This is a genomic window from Pseudomonas sp. LAIL14HWK12:I1, from assembly GCF_003202095.1.
Classification (GTDB): Bacteria; Pseudomonadota; Gammaproteobacteria; order Pseudomonadales; family Pseudomonadaceae; genus Aquipseudomonas; species Aquipseudomonas monteilii.
In genome coordinates this window covers 730,612-747,426 of sequence record NZ_QJKG01000001.1, presented here as the reverse complement: position 1 = coordinate 747,426, position 16,815 = coordinate 730,612, and the positions used below count along the sequence as shown (strand labels likewise).

Genomic DNA, 16,815 nt, shown 5'->3' with positions numbered 1-16,815 from the left:
GGCACAATGCGCGCCCTTGCGGCGTTGGCGGTGCTGCTGGCCAGTAGCGCGTGCCTGGCCGCGGCCACGCCGGCAGCTACCCCGGCGACACCGCCTGGCAGCCTCGGCGGGCAGCTGGCGCAGATGGTTTTCGGCCTGTTGCTGGTGGTGGGCCTGATCTTCTTCCTGGCCTGGATGCTGCGGCGCCTGCAGAGCACGGCAGTGAAGGGCGGGCAGGTGATCGAGATTGTCGGCAGCCGGGCCATTGGCCCGCGTGACCGCCTGTTGCTGGTGCAGGTGGGGAAGGAGCAGATCCTGATCGGCCATACCCCGGGCAGCATCGAGGCCCTGCATGTTATGGCCGAACCCGTGGATGTGCCGGATGGCGCTCGTCAGGCGACGCCGGAGTTTGCTCAGCGGCTGATGGAGCTGATGGGCAAAAACCCTAAGGACAACAAGTGATGAGCGGCGCGCTGCGTACGTTGTTGACTCTGGCGCTGCTGCTGGCTGCGCCGCTGGCCCTGGCTGCCGACCCGCTGTCGATCCCGGCCATTACCCTGTCCAATACGCCGGACGGGCAGCAGGAGTATTCGGTCAGCCTGCAAATCCTGCTGATCATGACTGCGCTGAGCTTCATCCCGGCGTTCGTCATCCTGATGACCAGCTTCACCCGCATCATCATCGTGTTCTCGATCCTGCGCCAGGCCCTGGGCCTGCAGCAGACGCCCTCGAACCAGTTGCTCAACGGCATGGCGCTGTTCCTGACCCTGTTCATCATGGCGCCGGTGTTCGACCGGGTGAACACGGATGCCCTGCAGCCGTACCTGAAGGAGCAGATGACCGCCCAGCAGGCCATCGAAAAAGCCCAGGGGCCGCTCAAGGACTTCATGTTGGCGCAAACCCGGCAAAGCGACCTCGACCTGTTCATGCGCCTGTCCAAGCGCACCGACATCGCCGGCCCCGATCAGGTGCCACTGACCATTCTGGTGCCGGCGTTCGTCACCTCCGAGTTGAAGACCGCGTTTCAGATCGGCTTCATGATCTTCATCCCGTTCCTGATCATCGACATGGTGGTGGCCAGTGTGCTGATGGCCATGGGTATGATGATGCTGTCGCCGCTGATCATCTCGCTGCCGTTCAAGATCATGCTGTTCGTGCTGGTGGATGGCTGGGCGCTGATCATGGGCACCCTGGCCAGCAGTTTCGGCGGCGTCTGACGCCGTCAAGGAGAGACGCCGATGACACCTGAAGTTGCTGTCGACCTGTTCCGTGATGCTCTGTGGCTGACCACTTTACTGGTCGCGGTGCTGGTTGTGCCGAGCCTGTTGGTGGGCCTGATGGTGGCGATGTTCCAGGCCGCCACGCAGATCAACGAGCAGACCCTGAGCTTTCTGCCACGCCTGCTGGTAATGCTGATCACGCTGATCATTGCCGGGCCGTGGCTGGTGCAGAAGTTCATGGAGTACATCACCAGTCTCTACACCAGCATCCCGCAGCTGATTGGTTGACGCAGCGATGCTGGAACTGACCGATACGCAGATCGGCACCTGGGTCGCCACCTTCATCCTGCCGCTATTCAGGGTAACTGCGGTGCTGATGACCATGCCGATTTTCGGCACCCGCATGTTGCCGGCGCGGGTGCGCCTGTACGTGGCGGTGGCGATTACCGTGGTGATCGTGCCGGCATTGCCGCCGCTGCCCGAATTCGACCCGCTTAGCCTGCGTGGTTTGCTGCTGTGCTTCGAGCAGATCATCGTTGGTGCGCTGTTTGGCATGGCCTTGCAACTGCTGTTCCAGGCCTTCGTGATTGCCGGGCAGATTGTTGCGGTGCAGATGGGTATGGCCTTCGCCTCGATGGTCGACCCTGCCAACGGCGTCAACGTCACGGTAATCAGCCAGTTCATGACCATGCTGGTGAGCGTGCTGTTCCTGTTGATGAACGGGCACCTGGTGGTGTTCGAGGTGCTGACCGAGAGCTTTACCACCTTGCCGGTGGGGAGTGCGCTGGTGGTCAACCACTTCTGGGAGCTGGCCGGGCGCATGGGCTGGGTGTTCGGTGCCGGTCTGTTGTTGATCCTGCCGGTGATCGCTGCGCTGCTGGTGGTGAACATCGCCTTTGGCGTGATGACCCGCGCGGCGCCGCAGTTGAATATCTTCTCGATCGGCTTTCCGTTGACCTTGGTCATGGGCATGGCCATTTTCTGGGTCGGCCTGGCCGATATCCTCTCCCACTACCAGGCATTGGCCAGCGAAGCGCTGCAATGGCTGCGTGAATTGGCGAGGGCGCGCTGAGCATGGCGGAAAGCGAGAGCGGTCAGGACAAGACAGAAGAACCCACTGAAAAGCGCAAGCGCACAGCCCGCGAGAAGGGCGAGATCGCGCGCTCCAAAGAGTTGAACACCGTGGCGGTGACCTTGGCTGGCGCAGGTGGCTTGCTGGCGTTTGGTGGGCATCTGGCCGAGACCTTGCTGGCCATGATGCACATGAACTTCAGCCTGACCCGCGACATCATCGTCGACGAGCGCGCCATGGGCGCCTTTCTTCTGGCCTCGGGCAAGATGGCCATCTGGGCGGTACAGCCGATACTGATCCTGTTGTTCGTGATCGCCTTTGTCGCACCCATCGCCTTGGGTGGTTTTCTGTTTTCCGGCAGCCTGTTGCAACCGAAGTTCAGCCGCATGAACCCGTTGTCGGGGATCAAGCGCATGTTCTCGGTGAATGCCCTGACCGAACTGTTGAAGGCGCTTGCAAAGTTTTTCGTGATTCTGGTGGTGGCGATAGTGGTGTTGGTCAACGACCGCCAGGCGTTGCTCTCCATTGCCAACGAGCCTTTGGAGCAAGCGATCATTCACAGTGTTCAGGTGGTCGGCTGGAGCGCGCTGTGGATGGCGGCCGGGTTGTTGCTGATTGCGGCGGCGGATGTGCCGTTCCAGTTATGGCAGGCGCACAACAAGCTGAAGATGACCAAGCAGGAGGTGCGCGACGAGTACAAGGACACCGAAGGCAAGCCCGAGGTCAAACAGCGTATTCGCCAGTTGCAGCGCGAGGCTTCGCAACGGCGCATGATGGCGGCGGTGCCGGATGCGGACGTGATCATCACCAACCCGACGCACTACGCGGTGGCCCTGCAATACGACCCGGAGAAGGGCGGAGTGGCGCCCCTGTTGCTGGCCAAGGGTACCGATTTCATTGCCTTGAAAATCCGCGAGATCGGCGTGGAGCACAAGGTACAGATCCTCGAGTCGCCAGCACTGGCGCGGGCGATCTATTACTCGACCGAAATTGAGCAGGAAATCCCCGCAGGCCTTTACCTGGCGGTAGCGCAGGTGCTGGCCTATGTGTTCCAGATCCGCCAGTACCGTGCGGGCAAGGGCAAACGGCCAGAGCCGCTGAAAGACGACCTGCCGATCCCGCCAGACCTGCGGCGTGATAGTTGATCTGTTCGCCTCGACACTTTCTGCGCCTATGAGACCGAGCGCCGCCCGCGCGGCGCTCGGTCTGACAGGCGCTAAATCCCTCAAGGCATACAAAGTTGGAAGGCTTCTTGCAAAGCCACGCCCAGGCGCCCCCTGTGCGTCAAAGTTTTGCATCAAGAGGACTCGCGGTGGATCGCACTCAGTTAATCAGCAACGCCCGTAACAACCTGGCCGGGCTCGGCCGGGGCAACCTGGGTGTGCCGCTGTTGCTGCTGGTGATGTTGGCAATGATGATGTTGCCGATTCCGCCGTTCCTGCTAGACGTGTTCTTCACCTTCAACATCGCGTTGTCGATCGTCGTGCTGCTGGTGTGCGTGTACGCCCTGCGCCCGCTCGACTTCGCCGCATTCCCGACCATCCTGCTGGTGGCCACGCTGTTGCGCCTGGCCCTGAACGTGGCCTCCACGCGTGTGGTCATGTTGCACGGCCAGGAGGGTCACGGCGCCGCCGGTAAAGTGATTCAGGCTTTCGGTGAGGTGGTAATCGGCGGCAACTACGTGGTCGGTGCCGTGGTGTTCGCCATCCTCATGATCATCAACTTCGTGGTGGTGACCAAGGGTGCCGGGCGTATCTCTGAAGTGAGTGCGCGTTTCACCCTCGACGCCATGCCCGGCAAGCAGATGGCCATCGATGCCGACCTCAACGCCGGCCTGATCGACCAGGCCCAGGCCAAACACCGCCGTGCCGAGGTGGCGCAAGAGGCCGAGTTCTACGGCTCGATGGACGGTGCCAGCAAATTCGTCCGTGGGGACGCCATCGCCGGCTTGCTGATCCTGTTCATCAACCTGATCGGCGGCATGCTCATCGGCATGCTGCAGCACGGCATGAGCTTCGGTGACGCCGGCAAGGTGTACGCCCTGTTGACGATCGGTGACGGTTTGGTGGCGCAATTGCCATCACTGCTGCTGTCCACCGCCGCCGCGATCATGGTCACCCGTGCCTCGGGCTCCGAGGACATGGGCAAGCTGATCAACCGGCAGATGTTCGATTCGCCCAGGGCGCTGGCCGTGTCTGGCGCGCTGATGATCGTCATGGGCCTGGTGCCGGGCATGCCCCACGTGGCATTCCTCAGCCTCGGCTTGTTGGCCGGTGGTGGCGCCTACCTGGTGTGGAAGAAACAACAGAAGACCAAGTTGCAGGCGCAGCAGGAAGCGCAACGCCAGCAGGACCTGCTGCCCTCGCCTCAGCGTGCGCTGGAGACCAAGGAGCTGGGCTGGGATGACGTCACGCCGATCGACATGATCGGCCTGGAAGTCGGCTACCGGCTGATTCCGCTGGTCGACCGCAACCAGGGCGGCCAGTTGCTGGCACGGATCAAGGGTGTACGCAAGAAGCTGTCGCAGGACCTGGGTTTCCTCATGCCCACCGTGCACATTCGTGACAACCTCGACCTGCAGCCCAGCGCCTATCGCCTGACCCTGATGGGGGTGATCCTGGCCGAAGCGGAGATCTATCCGGACCGGGAGCTGGCGATCAACCCCGGGCAAGTGTTCGGCACCCTGAACGGCATTGCCGCGCGCGACCCGGCGTTTGGTCTGGAGGCGGTGTGGATCGACGTCGGCCAGCGTTCCCAGGCACAGTCGCTGGGCTACACCGTGGTTGACGCAAGTACCGTGGTTGCCACCCACCTCAACCAGATCCTGCAGAAGCACTGCCACGAGCTGATTGGCCACGAAGAGGTTCAGCAACTGCTGCAGGTGCTGTCCAAGGCATCGCCTAAACTTGCAGAAGAGCTGGTGCCGGGTGTCATTTCCTTGTCGGGCCTGCTGAAGGTGCTGCAAGCGCTGTTGTCGGAACAGGTGCCGGTGCGCGATATTCGCAGTATTGCCGAAGCCATCGCGAACAACGCTGGCAAGAGTCAAGATACCGCCGCGCTGGTAGCGGCAGTGCGCGTCGGATTGTGTCGCGCCATCGTGCAAAGCATTGTAGGCGTTGAGTCGGAGCTGCCAGTGATTACCCTGGAGCCAAGGTTGGAACAGATTTTGCTCAATAGTCTGCAAAGGGCCGGGCAGGGTCAGGAAGAGGGTGTTCTTCTGGAGCCTAGCATGGCCGAGAAGCTGCAACGTTCGCTGATCGAAGCGGCCCAGCGCCAGGAAATGCAGGGCCAGCCGGCCATTCTTCTGGTCGCCGGCCCGATCCGCGCCATGCTGTCGCGTTTCGGTCGCCTGGCTGTACCGAATTTGCATGTTCTGGCGTATCAGGAAATACCTGACAACAAGCAAGTCACCATCGTTGCCACCGTGGGCCCTAACGGCTGAGGTAGTGGATAATGCAAGTTAAGCGATTTTTCGCCGCCGATATGCGTCAGGCCATGAAACTGGTCCGTGATGAGCTGGGCGCCGATGCCGCGATCATTGGCAACCGCCGTATTGCCGGTGGTGTCGAACTGACGGCCGCGCTGGACTACAAGCTGTCCGCCCTGGCCCCACGCGTGCCCAACGCCGAGCTGGAAGAAGAGCTGCGCAAGACGCACACGCGCATCGCCACCGCTCAGGCCGAGCTGGACCACCGCCAGGACAGCAGTGACAACAACCGCCAATTGTTCGCCGGGCAGTCGCTGACCGCCGCCGAGCCGTTGATCGAGCCGCACGTCGATGCCCCCGAGGCGGCGACTGCTGCCCCGGCCGCTGCGCCAGTAGACCCGCGCCTGTTCGATGCCATGCGCTCCGAGCTGTCGGGCCTGCGCGAGTTGCTGGAAGTGCAGCTCGGGTCGCTGGCCTGGACCCAGTTGCAGGGCAGCAAGCCGCAGCAGGCCAACCTGTGGCGGCGCCTGCAGCGCATCGGCCTGTCCGGCCCGATTGCCCGCGAACTGCTGGACCTCACCACCGAGATCGAAGAGCCACGCCAGGCCTGGCGCATGCTGTTGGCGCACCTGGCGCGCATGATCGAAATCCCGGAAATCGAGCCGATCGAAGAGGGCGGGGTGATCGCCATGGTTGGCCCGGCCGGCATGGGCAAGACCACCACCCTGGCCAAGCTTGCCGCCCGCTACGTGCTCAAGTACGGCGCGCAGAACCTGGCGCTGGTGAGCATGGACAGCTTCCGCATCGGCGCCCAGGAGCAGCTCAAGACCCTGGGCCGCATCCTCAACGTGCCAGTGACCTACGTCGACCCGGGCCAGTCGCTGGCTGCGGCGCTGGAGCCACTGCTGCGCAAGCGCGTGGTGCTGATCGATACCGCCGGCCTGCAGGCCAGCGACCCGGCACTGCGCATGCAGCTGGAAACCCTGGCCGGGCGTGGCATTGCTGCGAAGAACTACCTGGTGCTGGCCACCACCAGCCAGAAGCAGGTGCTGACCGCCGCCTACCACAGCTACAAGCGCTGTGGCCTGGCCGGCTGCATCCTGACCAAGCTCGATGAAACGGCAAGCCTTGGCGACGTGTTGAGCCTTGCCATCAGTCATGAACTGCCCGTGGCCTACCTCACCGATGGCCCGCGCATTCCTGACGACCTGCACCTGCCGCGTGGTCACCAACTGGTCTCCCGCGCAGTCAATGTGCAGCAGCAGGACGAGCCCAGCGAAGAGGCCATGGCCGACATGTTCGCTGATCTCTACCACAACCCACGGCGAGCGGGTTGACCATGAAGCGTGTGCAAAGTAGCTATGCCAAGGGGTACGCAGAATTGCCCCACGTGTGGCCTGAGTCCCAGCGAGACAAGGTAAAGAACAGACATGGGTAGCATGCATCCCGTACAGGTGATCGCCGTGACCGGTGGCAAAGGTGGCGTCGGCAAGACTAACGTTTCAGTGAACTTGTCCCTGGCGCTGGCCGAGCTTGGCCGCAGGGTCATGCTGCTTGACGCCGACCTGGGCCTGGCCAACGTCGACGTGTTGCTGGGCCTTACCCCCAAACGTACCCTGGCCGATGTCATCGAAGGGCGCTGCGAGCTGCGTGACGTGATGCTGCAAGGCCCTGGCGGTGTGCGCATCGTGCCGGCGGCCTCGGGCACCCAGAGCATGGTGCACCTGGCCCCGGCCCAGCATGCGGGCCTGATCCAGGCGTTCAGCGAAATCGGCGACAATCTCGACGTGCTGGTGATCGACACGGCTGCGGGTATCGGTGACTCGGTGGTCAGCTTCGTTCGCGCTGCCCAGGAAGTGCTGCTGGTGGTGTGCGACGAACCCACCTCGATCACCGACGCTTACGCCCTGATCAAACTGCTGAACCGCGATTACGGCATGAACCGTTTCCGCGTGCTGGCCAACATGGCACAGAGCCCGCAGGAAGGGCGCAACCTGTTCGCCAAGCTGACCAAGGTCACCGACCGCTTCCTTGACGTTGCCCTGCAGTATGTAGGCGCCGTGCCGTACGACGAGTGCGTGCGCAAGGCGGTGCAAAAGCAGCGTGCCGTCTACGAAGCCTTCCCTCGCTCCAAGTGCGCGCTGGCCTTCAAGGCGATTGCCCAGAAGGTCGACAGCTGGCCGCTGCCGGCCAACCCGCGCGGCCATCTGGAGTTTTTCGTCGAGCGCCTGGTGCAGCCCACCAGCGCGGGACCTGTGCTATGAACGCCAGCGGCTTCAAGATGTACAGCCGGGCGGCCAAAGACGCCCAGTGCGAGCTGATCGAGCGTTATGCGCCGCTGGTCAAGCGCATTGCCTACCACTTGCTGGCGCGGTTGCCAGCCAATGTGCAGGTCGAGGATCTGATCCAGGCCGGCATGATCGGCCTGCTGGAAGTGGCCAGCAAGTATGACGCCAGCAAGGGTGCCAGCTTTGAAACCTACGCCGGCATCCGCATTCGCGGGGCCATGCTGGATGAGGTTCGCAAAGGCGACTGGGCACCGCGTTCGGTGCACCGCAACACCCGTATGGTCAGTGACGCGATGCGTGCCGTAGAGGCCAGAACGGGCCGGGACGCTAAAGATCATGAAGTTGCTGCCGAACTCCAGATGAGTCTCGATGATTACTACGGGATCTTGAACGACACCCTGGGCAGCCGACTGTTCAGCTTTGACGACCTGTTGCAGGACGGCGAGCACGAAGGGCTTCACGAGGATGGTGCCAGTGGCCATATCGAACCTGCGCGTGGCCTGGAGGACGAGCGCTTCCAGGCTGCCCTGACCGAAGCCATTGCCAACCTGCCGGAGCGCGAGCGCCTGGTGCTGGCGCTGTACTACGACGAAGAGCTGAACCTCAAGGAAATCGGTGAGGTGCTGGGTGTCAGCGAATCGCGGGTCAGCCAGTTGCACAGCCAGTGTGCCGCACGTCTGCGCAGCCGCCTGGGGGAATGGCGGGCACGTTGAGCCCGCTGTCGTTGCAGCCGTTTTCCACATGCGTTTTCCATGTTGCACCGAATTGATTGAATGCGCGCTCGGGGCCGAGCGCGTTTGAGACTGCTTGGAGGTCTACTTGAACAAAGACATGAAAATCCTCATCGTTGACGACTTTTCGACGATGCGGCGGATCATCAAGAACCTGTTGCGTGACCTGGGCTTCACCAACACCGACGAAGCCGATGACGGCACCACGGCGCTGCCGATGCTGGAAAACGGCCACTATGACTTCCTGGTGACCGACTGGAACATGCCGGGTATGTCCGGCATCGACCTGCTGCGTAAAGTGCGCGCCAGCGACAAGCTGAAAAGCATGCCGGTACTGATGGTGACCGCTGAAGCCAAGCGCGACCAGATCATCGAAGCGGCTCAGGCCGGCGTCAATGGTTACGTGGTCAAGCCGTTCACCGCCCAGGTGCTCAAAGAAAAGATCGAGAAGATCTTCGAACGCGTCAACGGCTGAGTCACGTCAGGGGGCGCGCCATGGATTCATCACAAACCTCTTTGGGCGAGTTCGAATCGACCCTGAAGAAACATGCCCAGGAGTTGGTCGAAAGCCTGGAGCGCGGCCGCTTCGGCGAGGCGGTGCAGCTGATTCACGAGCTGAACCAGACCCGCGATCGTGGCCTGTACCAGGAAGTCGGCAAGCTGACCCGCGAGCTGCACAGCGCCATCGTCAGCTTCCAGATCGACCCGACCATGCCGCAAGCCGAGGAGGTGTCGCAGATTACCGACGCCACCGAGCGCCTGTCGTACGTGGTCAAGCTGACCGAGGGCGCGGCCAACCGCACCATGGACCTGGTCGAGGAAAGCACCCCGGTGCTCAACGACCTGGCCAGCGAGGCCAAGGCCCTGAGCACCGACTGGCAGCGCTTCATGCGCCGCGAAGTGGCTGCGCCGGAATTCCGTGATCTGGTCAAGCGCGTCGACAGTTTCCTGACGCACAGCGCCGAAGGTAACCGCAAGGTCGCCGGCCACCTCAATGACATTCTGCTGGCTCAGGACTATCAGGACCTGACCGGTCAGGTGATCAAACGCGTCACCACATTGGTGACCGAAGTCGAAAGCAACTTGCTCAAGCTGGTGTTGATGGCCAGCCAGGTCGACCGGTTTGCCGGCATAAAACATGACCACGATCAACTGCGCGCAGAAAAAGATGCAGAAAAACATCCGACTCGGGGTGAAGGTCCGCAGATTCATGCCGATAAGCGTGAAGACGTCGTGTCCGGTCAGGACGATGTCGATGATCTGCTGTCCAGCCTGGGTTTTTAAGGAGCACGTTTGATGAGCTTCGGCGCCGATGAAGAAATCCTCCAGGATTTCCTGGTAGAAGCCGGCGAAATTCTTGAGCAACTGTCCGAGCAACTGGTCGAGCTGGAAAGCCGGCCCGACGATGCCGACCTGCTCAATGCGATCTTTCGCGGTTTCCACACTGTTAAAGGGGGCGCCGGCTTCCTTCAGCTGAACGAGCTGGTGGAGTGCTGCCATATTGCCGAGAACGTGTTCGACGTCCTGCGCAAGGGTGAGCGCCGGGTCGATGCGGAACTGATGGACGTGGTGCTCGAGGCACTGGATACGGTCAACAGCATGTTTGGCCAGGTGCGCGAGCGCGCCGAAGTGACCCCGGCCACCCCCGAGCTGCTGGCGGCGTTGTCACGCCTGGCCGAGCCCGGTGGCGCCGAAGTGGCTGCGCCGTCTGCTGCTGTGCCCGAGCCGGTTGCCGAGGCGCCCGCCGCAGCCCCGGTCGAGGACCAGGACATCACCGACAGCGAGTTTGAACAGTTGCTCGACTCGCTCGATGCGGTCAAGGCGCAAGCGGCGGCCGACGAGCAGATGCAGGGCGAGACCATCAGCGGCGAGGGTGACGAAATCACCGATGCCGAGTTCGAGTCGCTGCTTGATCAGTTGCACGGCAAAGGCCAGTTCAGCACCGAGGTGGCAGCCGCGCCGGTAGCCGCGTCTGCCGAACCGCTCAGTGATGAAATCACCGACGCCGAGTTTGAATCGCTGCTCGACCAGTTGCATGGCAAGGGCACCTTCCAGGCTGATGCATTGCCAGCCGCCAAGGCGCCCGCCGTGGAGGGCAACCCCGCAGCGACCAGCGACGAAATCAGCGAACATGAGTTCGAGGCGTTGCTGGACCAGCTGCATGGCAAGGGCAAGTTTGGCGGTGACGTTGCCGCAGTCGAAGCGCCTGCTGCAGCCAAGGTGCAAGCACCTGCCGCAGCCAAGGCCGACAGCCAGCCGGTTGCCAAGCCTGCCGCTGCAGCGCCGGCCAGCAAGCCAGCAGCGGCACCCCGTGCGCCGGCCCCGGCCGCCGACAAGCATGCTGTCAGCGAAGCGGAAACCACCGTGCGTGTGGACACTGCGCGCCTGGACGAGATCATGAACATGGTCGGCGAACTGGTGCTGGTGCGTAACCGCCTGGTGCGCCTGGGCCTGAACAGCGGCGACGAGGCCATGTCAAAGGCCGTGTCCAACCTCGATGTGGTCACTGCCGACCTGCAGACGGCGGTGATGAAAACCCGCATGCAGCCGATCAAGAAAGTGTTCGGCCGCTTCCCGCGGCTGGTGCGCGACCTGGCCCGCCAGCTGAAAAAAGAGATCAACCTGGAGCTGGTCGGCGAAGAGACCGACCTGGACAAGAACCTGGTCGAGGCCCTGGCCGACCCGTTGGTGCACCTGGTGCGCAACGCTGTCGACCATGGTGTCGAGATGCCTGATGAGCGTGAAGCGTCTGGCAAGGCGCGTACGGGCCGCGTGGTGCTGTCTGCCGAGCAGGAAGGCGACCACATCCTGCTGTCGATTTCTGACGACGGCAAGGGCATGGACCCTAACATCCTGCGTGCCAAGGCCGTGGAAAAGGGCCTGATGGACAAGGATGCCGCCGAGCGCTTGAGCGAGTCGGACTGCTACAACCTGATCTTCGCGCCAGGGTTCTCGACCAAGACCGAGATTTCCGACGTGTCCGGGCGTGGCGTGGGCATGGACGTGGTGAAGACCAAGATCTCCCAGCTCAACGGTTCGATCAACATCTACTCGGCCAAGGGCCAGGGCTCGAAGATCGTCATCAAGGTACCACTGACCCTGGCGATCATGCCCACCCTGATGGTGATGCTGGGCAACCAGGCGTTCGCCTTCCCGCTGGTCAACGTCAACGAGATCTTCCACCTCGACCTGTCACGCACCAATGTGGTCGACGGCCAGGAAGTGGTGATTGTGCGTGACAAGGCGCTGCCGCTGTTCTACCTCAAGCGCTGGCTGGTCCAGGGCCAGGTGCACGAAGAGCAGCACGAGGGCCATGTGGTGATCCTGTCGGTCGGCACCCAGCGCATCGGGTTTGTCGTCGATCAACTGGTTGGCCAGGAAGAAGTGGTCATCAAGCCGCTGGGCAAGATGCTGCAGGGCACCCCGGGCATGTCCGGGGCCACCATCACCGGTGACGGGCGCATTGCGTTGATTCTCGACGTCCCGAGCATGCTCAAGCGTTACGCCGCGCGGCGTATTTGATTTCGGTGGCGCACCCTGGCGGGCTGCGCCGCCTAATGGAGTGTTTATGGCAGTCAAGGTCCTGGTGGTGGATGATTCCGGTTTCTTCCGCCGCCGCGTCTCGGAAATCCTCTCGGCGGATCCGACGATCCAGGTAGTGGGTACCGCGACCAACGGCAAGGAAGCAATCGACCAGGCGCTGGCGCTCAAGCCCGATGTCATCACCATGGACTACGAAATGCCCATGATGGATGGCATTACCGCAGTGCGGCACATCATGCAGCGCTGCCCGACGCCAGTGTTGATGTTCTCCTCGCTGACCCACGAAGGCGCCCGCGTCACCCTCGATGCCCTGGATGCCGGGGCGGTGGATTACCTGCCGAAAAACTTCGAAGACATCTCGCGTAACCCCGAAAAGGTCAAGCAGATGCTGTGCGAGAAGGTGCACACCATCTCGCGCAGCAACCGTCGCCTGGGCAGCTATGCCCGCACCGCGCCGGTCGCTGTGCCTACGCCGGCCAGCAGCCCTGTGCCGACAAGCAGCTTTGCCAGCCCGACGCCAGCCCGCGCTGCGGCGCCTGCCCGAGCGGCGGCCCCGGCCCCTGGCCCGGCGGCACCGCATTCGCCTGCCCCCAAGCGCAAGCCATACAAACTGGTCGCCATCGGCACCTCCACGGGTGGCCCGGTGGCCCTGCAGCGGGTGCTGACCCAGTTGCCGGCCAATTTCCCGGCGCCGATCGTGCTGATCCAGCACATGCCGGCGGCGTTCACCAAGGCCTTTGCCGAACGCCTCGACAAACTGTGCCGCATCAGCGTCAAGGAGGCCGAGGACGGCGACATGCTGCGTCCGGGCCTGGCCCTGCTGGCCCCGGGTGGCAAGCAGATGATGATCGATGGCCGTGGTACGGTGAAGATCCTGCCTGGTGACGAGCGCTTGAACTACAAGCCATGCGTGGACATCACCTTCGGTTCGGCGGCCAAGTCGTATGGCGACAAAGTGCTGTCGGTGGTGCTCACCGGTATGGGCGCCGATGGCCGTGAAGGTGCACGCCTGCTCAAGCAGGGCGGCAGCACGGTGTGGGCCCAGGATGAAGCCAGCTGCGTGATCTATGGCATGCCCATGGCCATCGTCAAGGCCAACCTGGCCGACGCGGTGTACAGCCTGGACGAAATCGGCAAACACTTGGTGGAGGCCTGCGTCTGATGGACGTCCTCAGCCTGATCGGCCTGATCCTCGCCTTTGTCGCCATCGTCGGTGGCAACTTCCTCGAAGGCGGCCATGTCGGTGCCCTGATCAATGGCCCGGCGGGGCTGATTGTGCTGGGTGGTACCCTGGCGGCCGCTTTGTTGCAGTCACCGCTTTCATCGTTCAAGCGTGCCTTGCAGATTTTGCGCTGGATCCTGTTCCCGCCACGGGTCGACCTGGCGGGGGGCATCGACCGCGTGGTGAACTGGAGCCTGACCGCACGCAAGGAAGGCCTGCTGGGCCTGGAAGGGGTGGCCGACAGCGAGCCCGACCCGTATGCGCGCAAGGGCCTGCAACTGCTGGTGGACGGCGCCGAGCCGGAAGCCATTCGCAGCATCCTTGAAGTCGACTTTTTGACCCAGGAAAGCCGTGATATCCAGGCCGCCAAGGTGTTCGAAAGCATGGGCGGCTATGCGCCGACCATCGGCATCATTGGTGCGGTAATGGGCCTGATCCACGTCATGGGCAACCTGGCCGACCCGTCGCAGTTGGGCAATGGTATTGCCGTGGCCTTTGTCGCCACGATCTACGGTGTGGCCAGTGCCAACCTGATCCTGCTGCCGGTCGCCAACAAGCTCAAGGCCATTGTCATGCGCCAGTCGCGCTACCGCGAAATGCTGCTCGAAGGCCTGCTGTCGATTGCCGAGGGTGAGAACCCGCGCTCGATCGAGCTGAAGCTGCAAGGCTTCATGGAGTAACTCATGCGTCGCCGCCGTCATACCGAGGAACACGAAAACCACGAACGCTGGCTGGTGTCGTATGCCGACTTCATCACCTTGCTGTTCGCCTTTTTCGTGGTGATGTACTCGATTTCCTCGATCAACGAGGGCAAGTACAAGGTCATTTCCCAGGCTTTGCTCGGGGTCTTCAATGACCCTGAGCGCAGCATGAAGCCGATCCCCATCGGCGATGAGCAGCCGTTGAGCGTGCGCCCGGCAGAGCCGCTGGTGAAGGACAGCGAGCAGACCGAGGCGGGCCTGGCGGCAACCAACGTCGACCCGCTGAAAACCATCAGCGAGGATGTACGGGATGCCTTTGGCGACCTGATCAACAGCAATCAGATGACCGTGCGCGGCAACGAGCTGTGGATCGAGATCGAGCTGAACTCGTCGCTGCTGTTCGGCAGCGGCGATGCCATGCCCAGTGACAAGGCGTTTGCCATCATCGAAAAGGTGGCCAACATTCTCAAGCCGTTCGCCAACCCGGTGCACGTCGAGGGCTTTACCGACAACCTGCCAATCCGCACCGCGCAGTACCCGACCAACTGGGAGCTGTCGTCGGCACGGGCGGCGAGCATCGTGCGCCTGCTGGCGATGGAAGGGGTGAATCCGGCGCGCATGGCGTCGGTGGGCTATGGCGAGTACCAGCCGGTGGCCAGCAACGACACCGCCGACGGCCGCGCGCGCAACCGCCGTGTGGTGCTGGTGATATCGCGCAACCTTGAAGTGCGCCGTAGCCTGACTGGCTCGGGCAGTGCCAATGCCACGCCGGATGCTGCACTACGGCGCGCTGGCACACAAAGTGCACCTGCAACGCCAGCAACGGTGGCGGGGCAGTAACTCGTCAATTCTCCGTCACTGAATTTCACACCGTTCCCGGCAGGGCAGGCGGCCATACCGGGAGGAAGCAACGCACGATGAGAGTCTGGGCAGTAGCCAATCAAAAAGGTGGCGTCGGCAAGACCACCACGACCATCGCCCTGGCCGGCCTGCTGGCAGAGGCCGGCAAGCGCGTGGTCGTCGTCGACCTCGACCCGCACGGTTCGATGACCAGCTATTTCGGGCACAACCCCGATGCTCTGGAGCACAGCTGCTACGACCTGTTCCTGCACAAGGGTGCGGTACCCGAGGGCTTGCCTGGGCAATTGCTGCTGCCCACCAGTGACGAGCGCATCTCGCTGTTGCCGTCGAGCACCGCGCTGGCCGTGCTGGAGCGCCAGTCGCCGGGGCAGAACGGCCTGGGTCTGGTAATCGCCAAGAGTCTGGCGCAGCTATGGCAGGATTTCGACTTTGCCCTGATCGACAGCCCACCCTTGCTCGGCGTGCTGATGGTCAATGCCCTGGCCGCCAGCCAGCAGCTGGTGATCCCGGTGCAAACCGAGTTTCTCGCGGTCAAGGGCCTGGAACGCATGGTTGGCACCTTGGCCATGGTCAACCGCTCGCGCAAGCAGGCGCTGCCGTATCAGATCGTGCCAACCCTGTTCGACCGCCGTACCCAGGCCTCGCTGGGCACGCTCAAGCAGTTGCGTGACAGTTACGGCCAGCAGGTGTGGCAAGGCTACATCCCGGTGGATACGCGCCTGCGTGACGCCAGCCGCAAGGGTGTCACGCCCTCGCAGTTCGACAGCAAGAGCCGTGGGCTGGTTGCCTACCGGGCGCTGCTCAAACACCTGTTGACCTACAAGACTGCGGCGCAGGTGGCCTGATGACCCAGATACAGAAAACCGGCACCCGCCCGCAGTTGGCCTTGCAGTCGTACCTCGATGGCCTGCTGCAGGAGGCTACCGAGGCCGAAGGCCTGTTCGAGCCGCCGGTTGTAACGGACGATTTCGCCGAAGCGGTGCGTGAGGAACAGGCGCGTGATGCCCGGCAACCGACCGTGCCGGCGCCGGCCGAAACTGCCGCAAGCTTCCCGCCGCGGCCTTTTGCCGAGCCAAAGCTGGCGGTGCTGCCTGCCGTCATGCCGGTGGAAGCGCCTGTGGTGACGGTGGTCGAACAAGCGGTAGTCGCCGAGGCCAGTATTCCGGTACTGGTTGAAGAGCAGACCGTGGAGCTGGCGGTTCCGCTGGTGGATGTGCACTTGCCGGCACCGGACCTGCCGGTGCCGCCAGCCAGCGTCGACGGCCGTCCGGTGTGGGCCGCCGAGCCGTTCGAATGCCTGCTGTTCGACGTGGCTGGCCTGACCCTGGCGGTGCCGTTGGTGTGCCTGGGCTCGATCTACAACCTGGCCGGCCAGGAGTTGACGCCGCTGTTCGGCCAGCCCGACTGGTTTCTCGGCATCCTGACCTGCCAGGCGGGTAACCTGAAGGTGCTGGACACTGCGCGTTGGGTGATGCCCGACCGTTATCGCGATGATTTTCGCCAAGGCCTGAATTACGTGATTTCCGTGCAGGGCTACGAATGGGGGTTGGCCGTGCACCAGGTTAGCCGCTCGTTGCGTTTGGACCCGTCCGAAATCAAATGGCGCAGCCAGCGCGGCCAGCGCCCGTGGCTGGCCGGCACCGTAATCGAACACATGTGTGCACTGCTTGATGTCGCCGCGTTGGCCGAGCTGATCGCCAGCGGCGCGGTCAAGCAGATGCACGCTAAACAAAAATGACCGAACACACCGCCAATGGCGGATTTTGAGGGC

Annotated in this window: 17 protein-coding genes; all 17 read left to right on the top strand. The window is 62.9% G+C overall.

Annotated elements, in window-relative coordinates; all coding sequences use genetic code 11:
- Window positions 1–6 precede the first annotated feature (6 nt).
- The 17 genes from fliO (at window position 7) to D906_RS03285 (ending at window position 16,782) form a co-directional block, all read left to right on the top strand.
- Entirely contained in the window at window positions 7–441 is a 435-nt protein-coding gene (fliO, locus tag D906_RS03365) for a flagellar biosynthetic protein FliO (RefSeq protein WP_016711781.1), read from the top strand.
- Window positions 441–1,196 (top strand): flagellar type III secretion system pore protein FliP, encoded by a 756-nt coding sequence (gene fliP / locus D906_RS03360; protein WP_019096540.1) that lies wholly within the window; start codon window positions 441–443, stop codon window positions 1,194–1,196. The genes fliO and fliP overlap by 1 nt, the downstream gene beginning before the upstream one ends.
- Before the next feature lie 21 nt (window positions 1,197–1,217).
- Window positions 1,218–1,487 carry a flagellar biosynthesis protein FliQ gene (gene fliQ, locus D906_RS03355; protein ID WP_016711779.1) on the top strand — a complete coding sequence of 90 codons (270 nt, stop codon included), beginning with the start codon at window positions 1,218–1,220 and terminating at the stop codon, window positions 1,485–1,487.
- Window positions 1,488–1,494: 7 nt separating this feature from the next.
- Window positions 1,495–2,271: a flagellar biosynthetic protein FliR gene (gene fliR, locus D906_RS03350; protein ID WP_027609440.1), complete on the top strand. Its 777-nt coding sequence runs from the start codon at window positions 1,495–1,497 to the stop codon at window positions 2,269–2,271.
- Window positions 2,272–2,273: 2 nt separating this feature from the next.
- Complete coding sequence (gene flhB / locus D906_RS03345; protein ID WP_027609441.1) at window positions 2,274–3,416, top strand: flagellar biosynthesis protein FlhB; 1,143 nt, start codon at window positions 2,274–2,276, stop codon at window positions 3,414–3,416.
- A gap of 167 nt (window positions 3,417–3,583) precedes the next feature.
- Window positions 3,584–5,713 (top strand): flagellar biosynthesis protein FlhA, encoded by a 2,130-nt coding sequence (flhA, locus tag D906_RS03340; RefSeq protein ID WP_027615295.1) that lies wholly within the window; start codon window positions 3,584–3,586, stop codon window positions 5,711–5,713.
- 11 nt (window positions 5,714–5,724) lie between these two features.
- Window positions 5,725–7,035, top strand: coding sequence for a flagellar biosynthesis protein FlhF (gene flhF, locus D906_RS03335; protein WP_016711775.1), 1,311 nt, complete (start codon window positions 5,725–5,727; stop codon window positions 7,033–7,035).
- A 93-nt stretch (window positions 7,036–7,128) separates the two neighbouring features.
- Complete coding sequence (gene fleN / locus D906_RS03330) at window positions 7,129–7,962, top strand: flagellar synthesis regulator FleN (RefSeq protein WP_003254408.1); 834 nt, start codon at window positions 7,129–7,131, stop codon at window positions 7,960–7,962.
- Window positions 7,959–8,699 (top strand): RNA polymerase sigma factor FliA, encoded by a 741-nt coding sequence (gene fliA / locus D906_RS03325; protein WP_025753830.1) that lies wholly within the window; start codon window positions 7,959–7,961, stop codon window positions 8,697–8,699. The genes fleN and fliA overlap by 4 nt, the downstream gene beginning before the upstream one ends.
- 118 nt (window positions 8,700–8,817) lie before the next feature.
- Complete coding sequence (locus tag D906_RS03320; protein ID WP_010955070.1) at window positions 8,818–9,192, top strand: chemotaxis response regulator CheY; 375 nt, start codon at window positions 8,818–8,820, stop codon at window positions 9,190–9,192.
- Window positions 9,193–9,212: 20 nt separating this feature from the next.
- Window positions 9,213–10,001 carry a protein phosphatase CheZ gene (locus D906_RS03315; protein WP_016711773.1) on the top strand — a complete coding sequence of 263 codons (789 nt, stop codon included), beginning with the start codon at window positions 9,213–9,215 and terminating at the stop codon, window positions 9,999–10,001.
- 12 nt (window positions 10,002–10,013) lie between these two features.
- The gene (locus D906_RS03310) at window positions 10,014–12,239 is read left to right on the top strand and encodes a chemotaxis protein CheA (RefSeq protein WP_027615294.1); all 2,226 of its coding nucleotides are present in this window, start codon (window positions 10,014–10,016) and stop codon (window positions 12,237–12,239) included.
- 46 nt (window positions 12,240–12,285) lie between these two features.
- Entirely contained in the window at window positions 12,286–13,422 is a 1,137-nt protein-coding gene (locus D906_RS03305) for a chemotaxis response regulator protein-glutamate methylesterase (RefSeq protein WP_027615293.1), read from the top strand.
- Complete coding sequence (locus D906_RS03300; protein ID WP_016711770.1) at window positions 13,422–14,162, top strand: flagellar motor protein; 741 nt, start codon at window positions 13,422–13,424, stop codon at window positions 14,160–14,162. The genes D906_RS03305 and D906_RS03300 overlap by 1 nt, the downstream gene beginning before the upstream one ends.
- 3 nt (window positions 14,163–14,165) lie before the next feature.
- Complete coding sequence (gene motD / locus D906_RS03295; RefSeq protein ID WP_019096405.1) at window positions 14,166–15,023, top strand: flagellar motor protein MotD; 858 nt, start codon at window positions 14,166–14,168, stop codon at window positions 15,021–15,023.
- Between the two features lie 77 nt (window positions 15,024–15,100).
- Window positions 15,101–15,889, top strand: coding sequence for a ParA family protein (locus D906_RS03290; protein ID WP_016711768.1), 789 nt, complete (start codon window positions 15,101–15,103; stop codon window positions 15,887–15,889).
- Window positions 15,889–16,782, top strand: coding sequence for a CheW domain-containing protein (locus tag D906_RS03285; protein WP_016711767.1), 894 nt, complete (start codon window positions 15,889–15,891; stop codon window positions 16,780–16,782). The genes D906_RS03290 and D906_RS03285 overlap by 1 nt, the downstream gene beginning before the upstream one ends.
- The last annotated feature ends 33 nt before the right edge of the window (window positions 16,783–16,815 follow it).

Coding starts and splice junctions, on each gene's coding strand:
- fliO (WP_016711781.1), top strand. CDS start 7: ATGCGCGCCCTTGCGGCGTTGGCGGTGCTGCTGGCCAGTAGCGCGTGC.
- fliP (WP_019096540.1), top strand. CDS start 441: ATGAGCGGCGCGCTGCGTACGTTGTTGACTCTGGCGCTGCTGCTGGCT.
- fliQ (WP_016711779.1), top strand. CDS start 1,218: ATGACACCTGAAGTTGCTGTCGACCTGTTCCGTGATGCTCTGTGGCTG.
- fliR (WP_027609440.1), top strand. CDS start 1,495: ATGCTGGAACTGACCGATACGCAGATCGGCACCTGGGTCGCCACCTTC.
- flhB (WP_027609441.1), top strand. CDS start 2,274: ATGGCGGAAAGCGAGAGCGGTCAGGACAAGACAGAAGAACCCACTGAA.
- flhF (WP_016711775.1), top strand. CDS start 5,725: ATGCAAGTTAAGCGATTTTTCGCCGCCGATATGCGTCAGGCCATGAAA.
- fleN (WP_003254408.1), top strand. CDS start 7,129: ATGGGTAGCATGCATCCCGTACAGGTGATCGCCGTGACCGGTGGCAAA.
- fliA (WP_025753830.1), top strand. CDS start 7,959: ATGAACGCCAGCGGCTTCAAGATGTACAGCCGGGCGGCCAAAGACGCC.
- D906_RS03320 (WP_010955070.1), top strand. CDS start 8,818: ATGAAAATCCTCATCGTTGACGACTTTTCGACGATGCGGCGGATCATC.
- D906_RS03315 (WP_016711773.1), top strand. CDS start 9,213: ATGGATTCATCACAAACCTCTTTGGGCGAGTTCGAATCGACCCTGAAG.
- D906_RS03310 (WP_027615294.1), top strand. CDS start 10,014: ATGAGCTTCGGCGCCGATGAAGAAATCCTCCAGGATTTCCTGGTAGAA.
- D906_RS03305 (WP_027615293.1), top strand. CDS start 12,286: ATGGCAGTCAAGGTCCTGGTGGTGGATGATTCCGGTTTCTTCCGCCGC.
- D906_RS03300 (WP_016711770.1), top strand. CDS start 13,422: ATGGACGTCCTCAGCCTGATCGGCCTGATCCTCGCCTTTGTCGCCATC.
- motD (WP_019096405.1), top strand. CDS start 14,166: ATGCGTCGCCGCCGTCATACCGAGGAACACGAAAACCACGAACGCTGG.
- D906_RS03290 (WP_016711768.1), top strand. CDS start 15,101: ATGAGAGTCTGGGCAGTAGCCAATCAAAAAGGTGGCGTCGGCAAGACC.
- D906_RS03285 (WP_016711767.1), top strand. CDS start 15,889: ATGACCCAGATACAGAAAACCGGCACCCGCCCGCAGTTGGCCTTGCAG.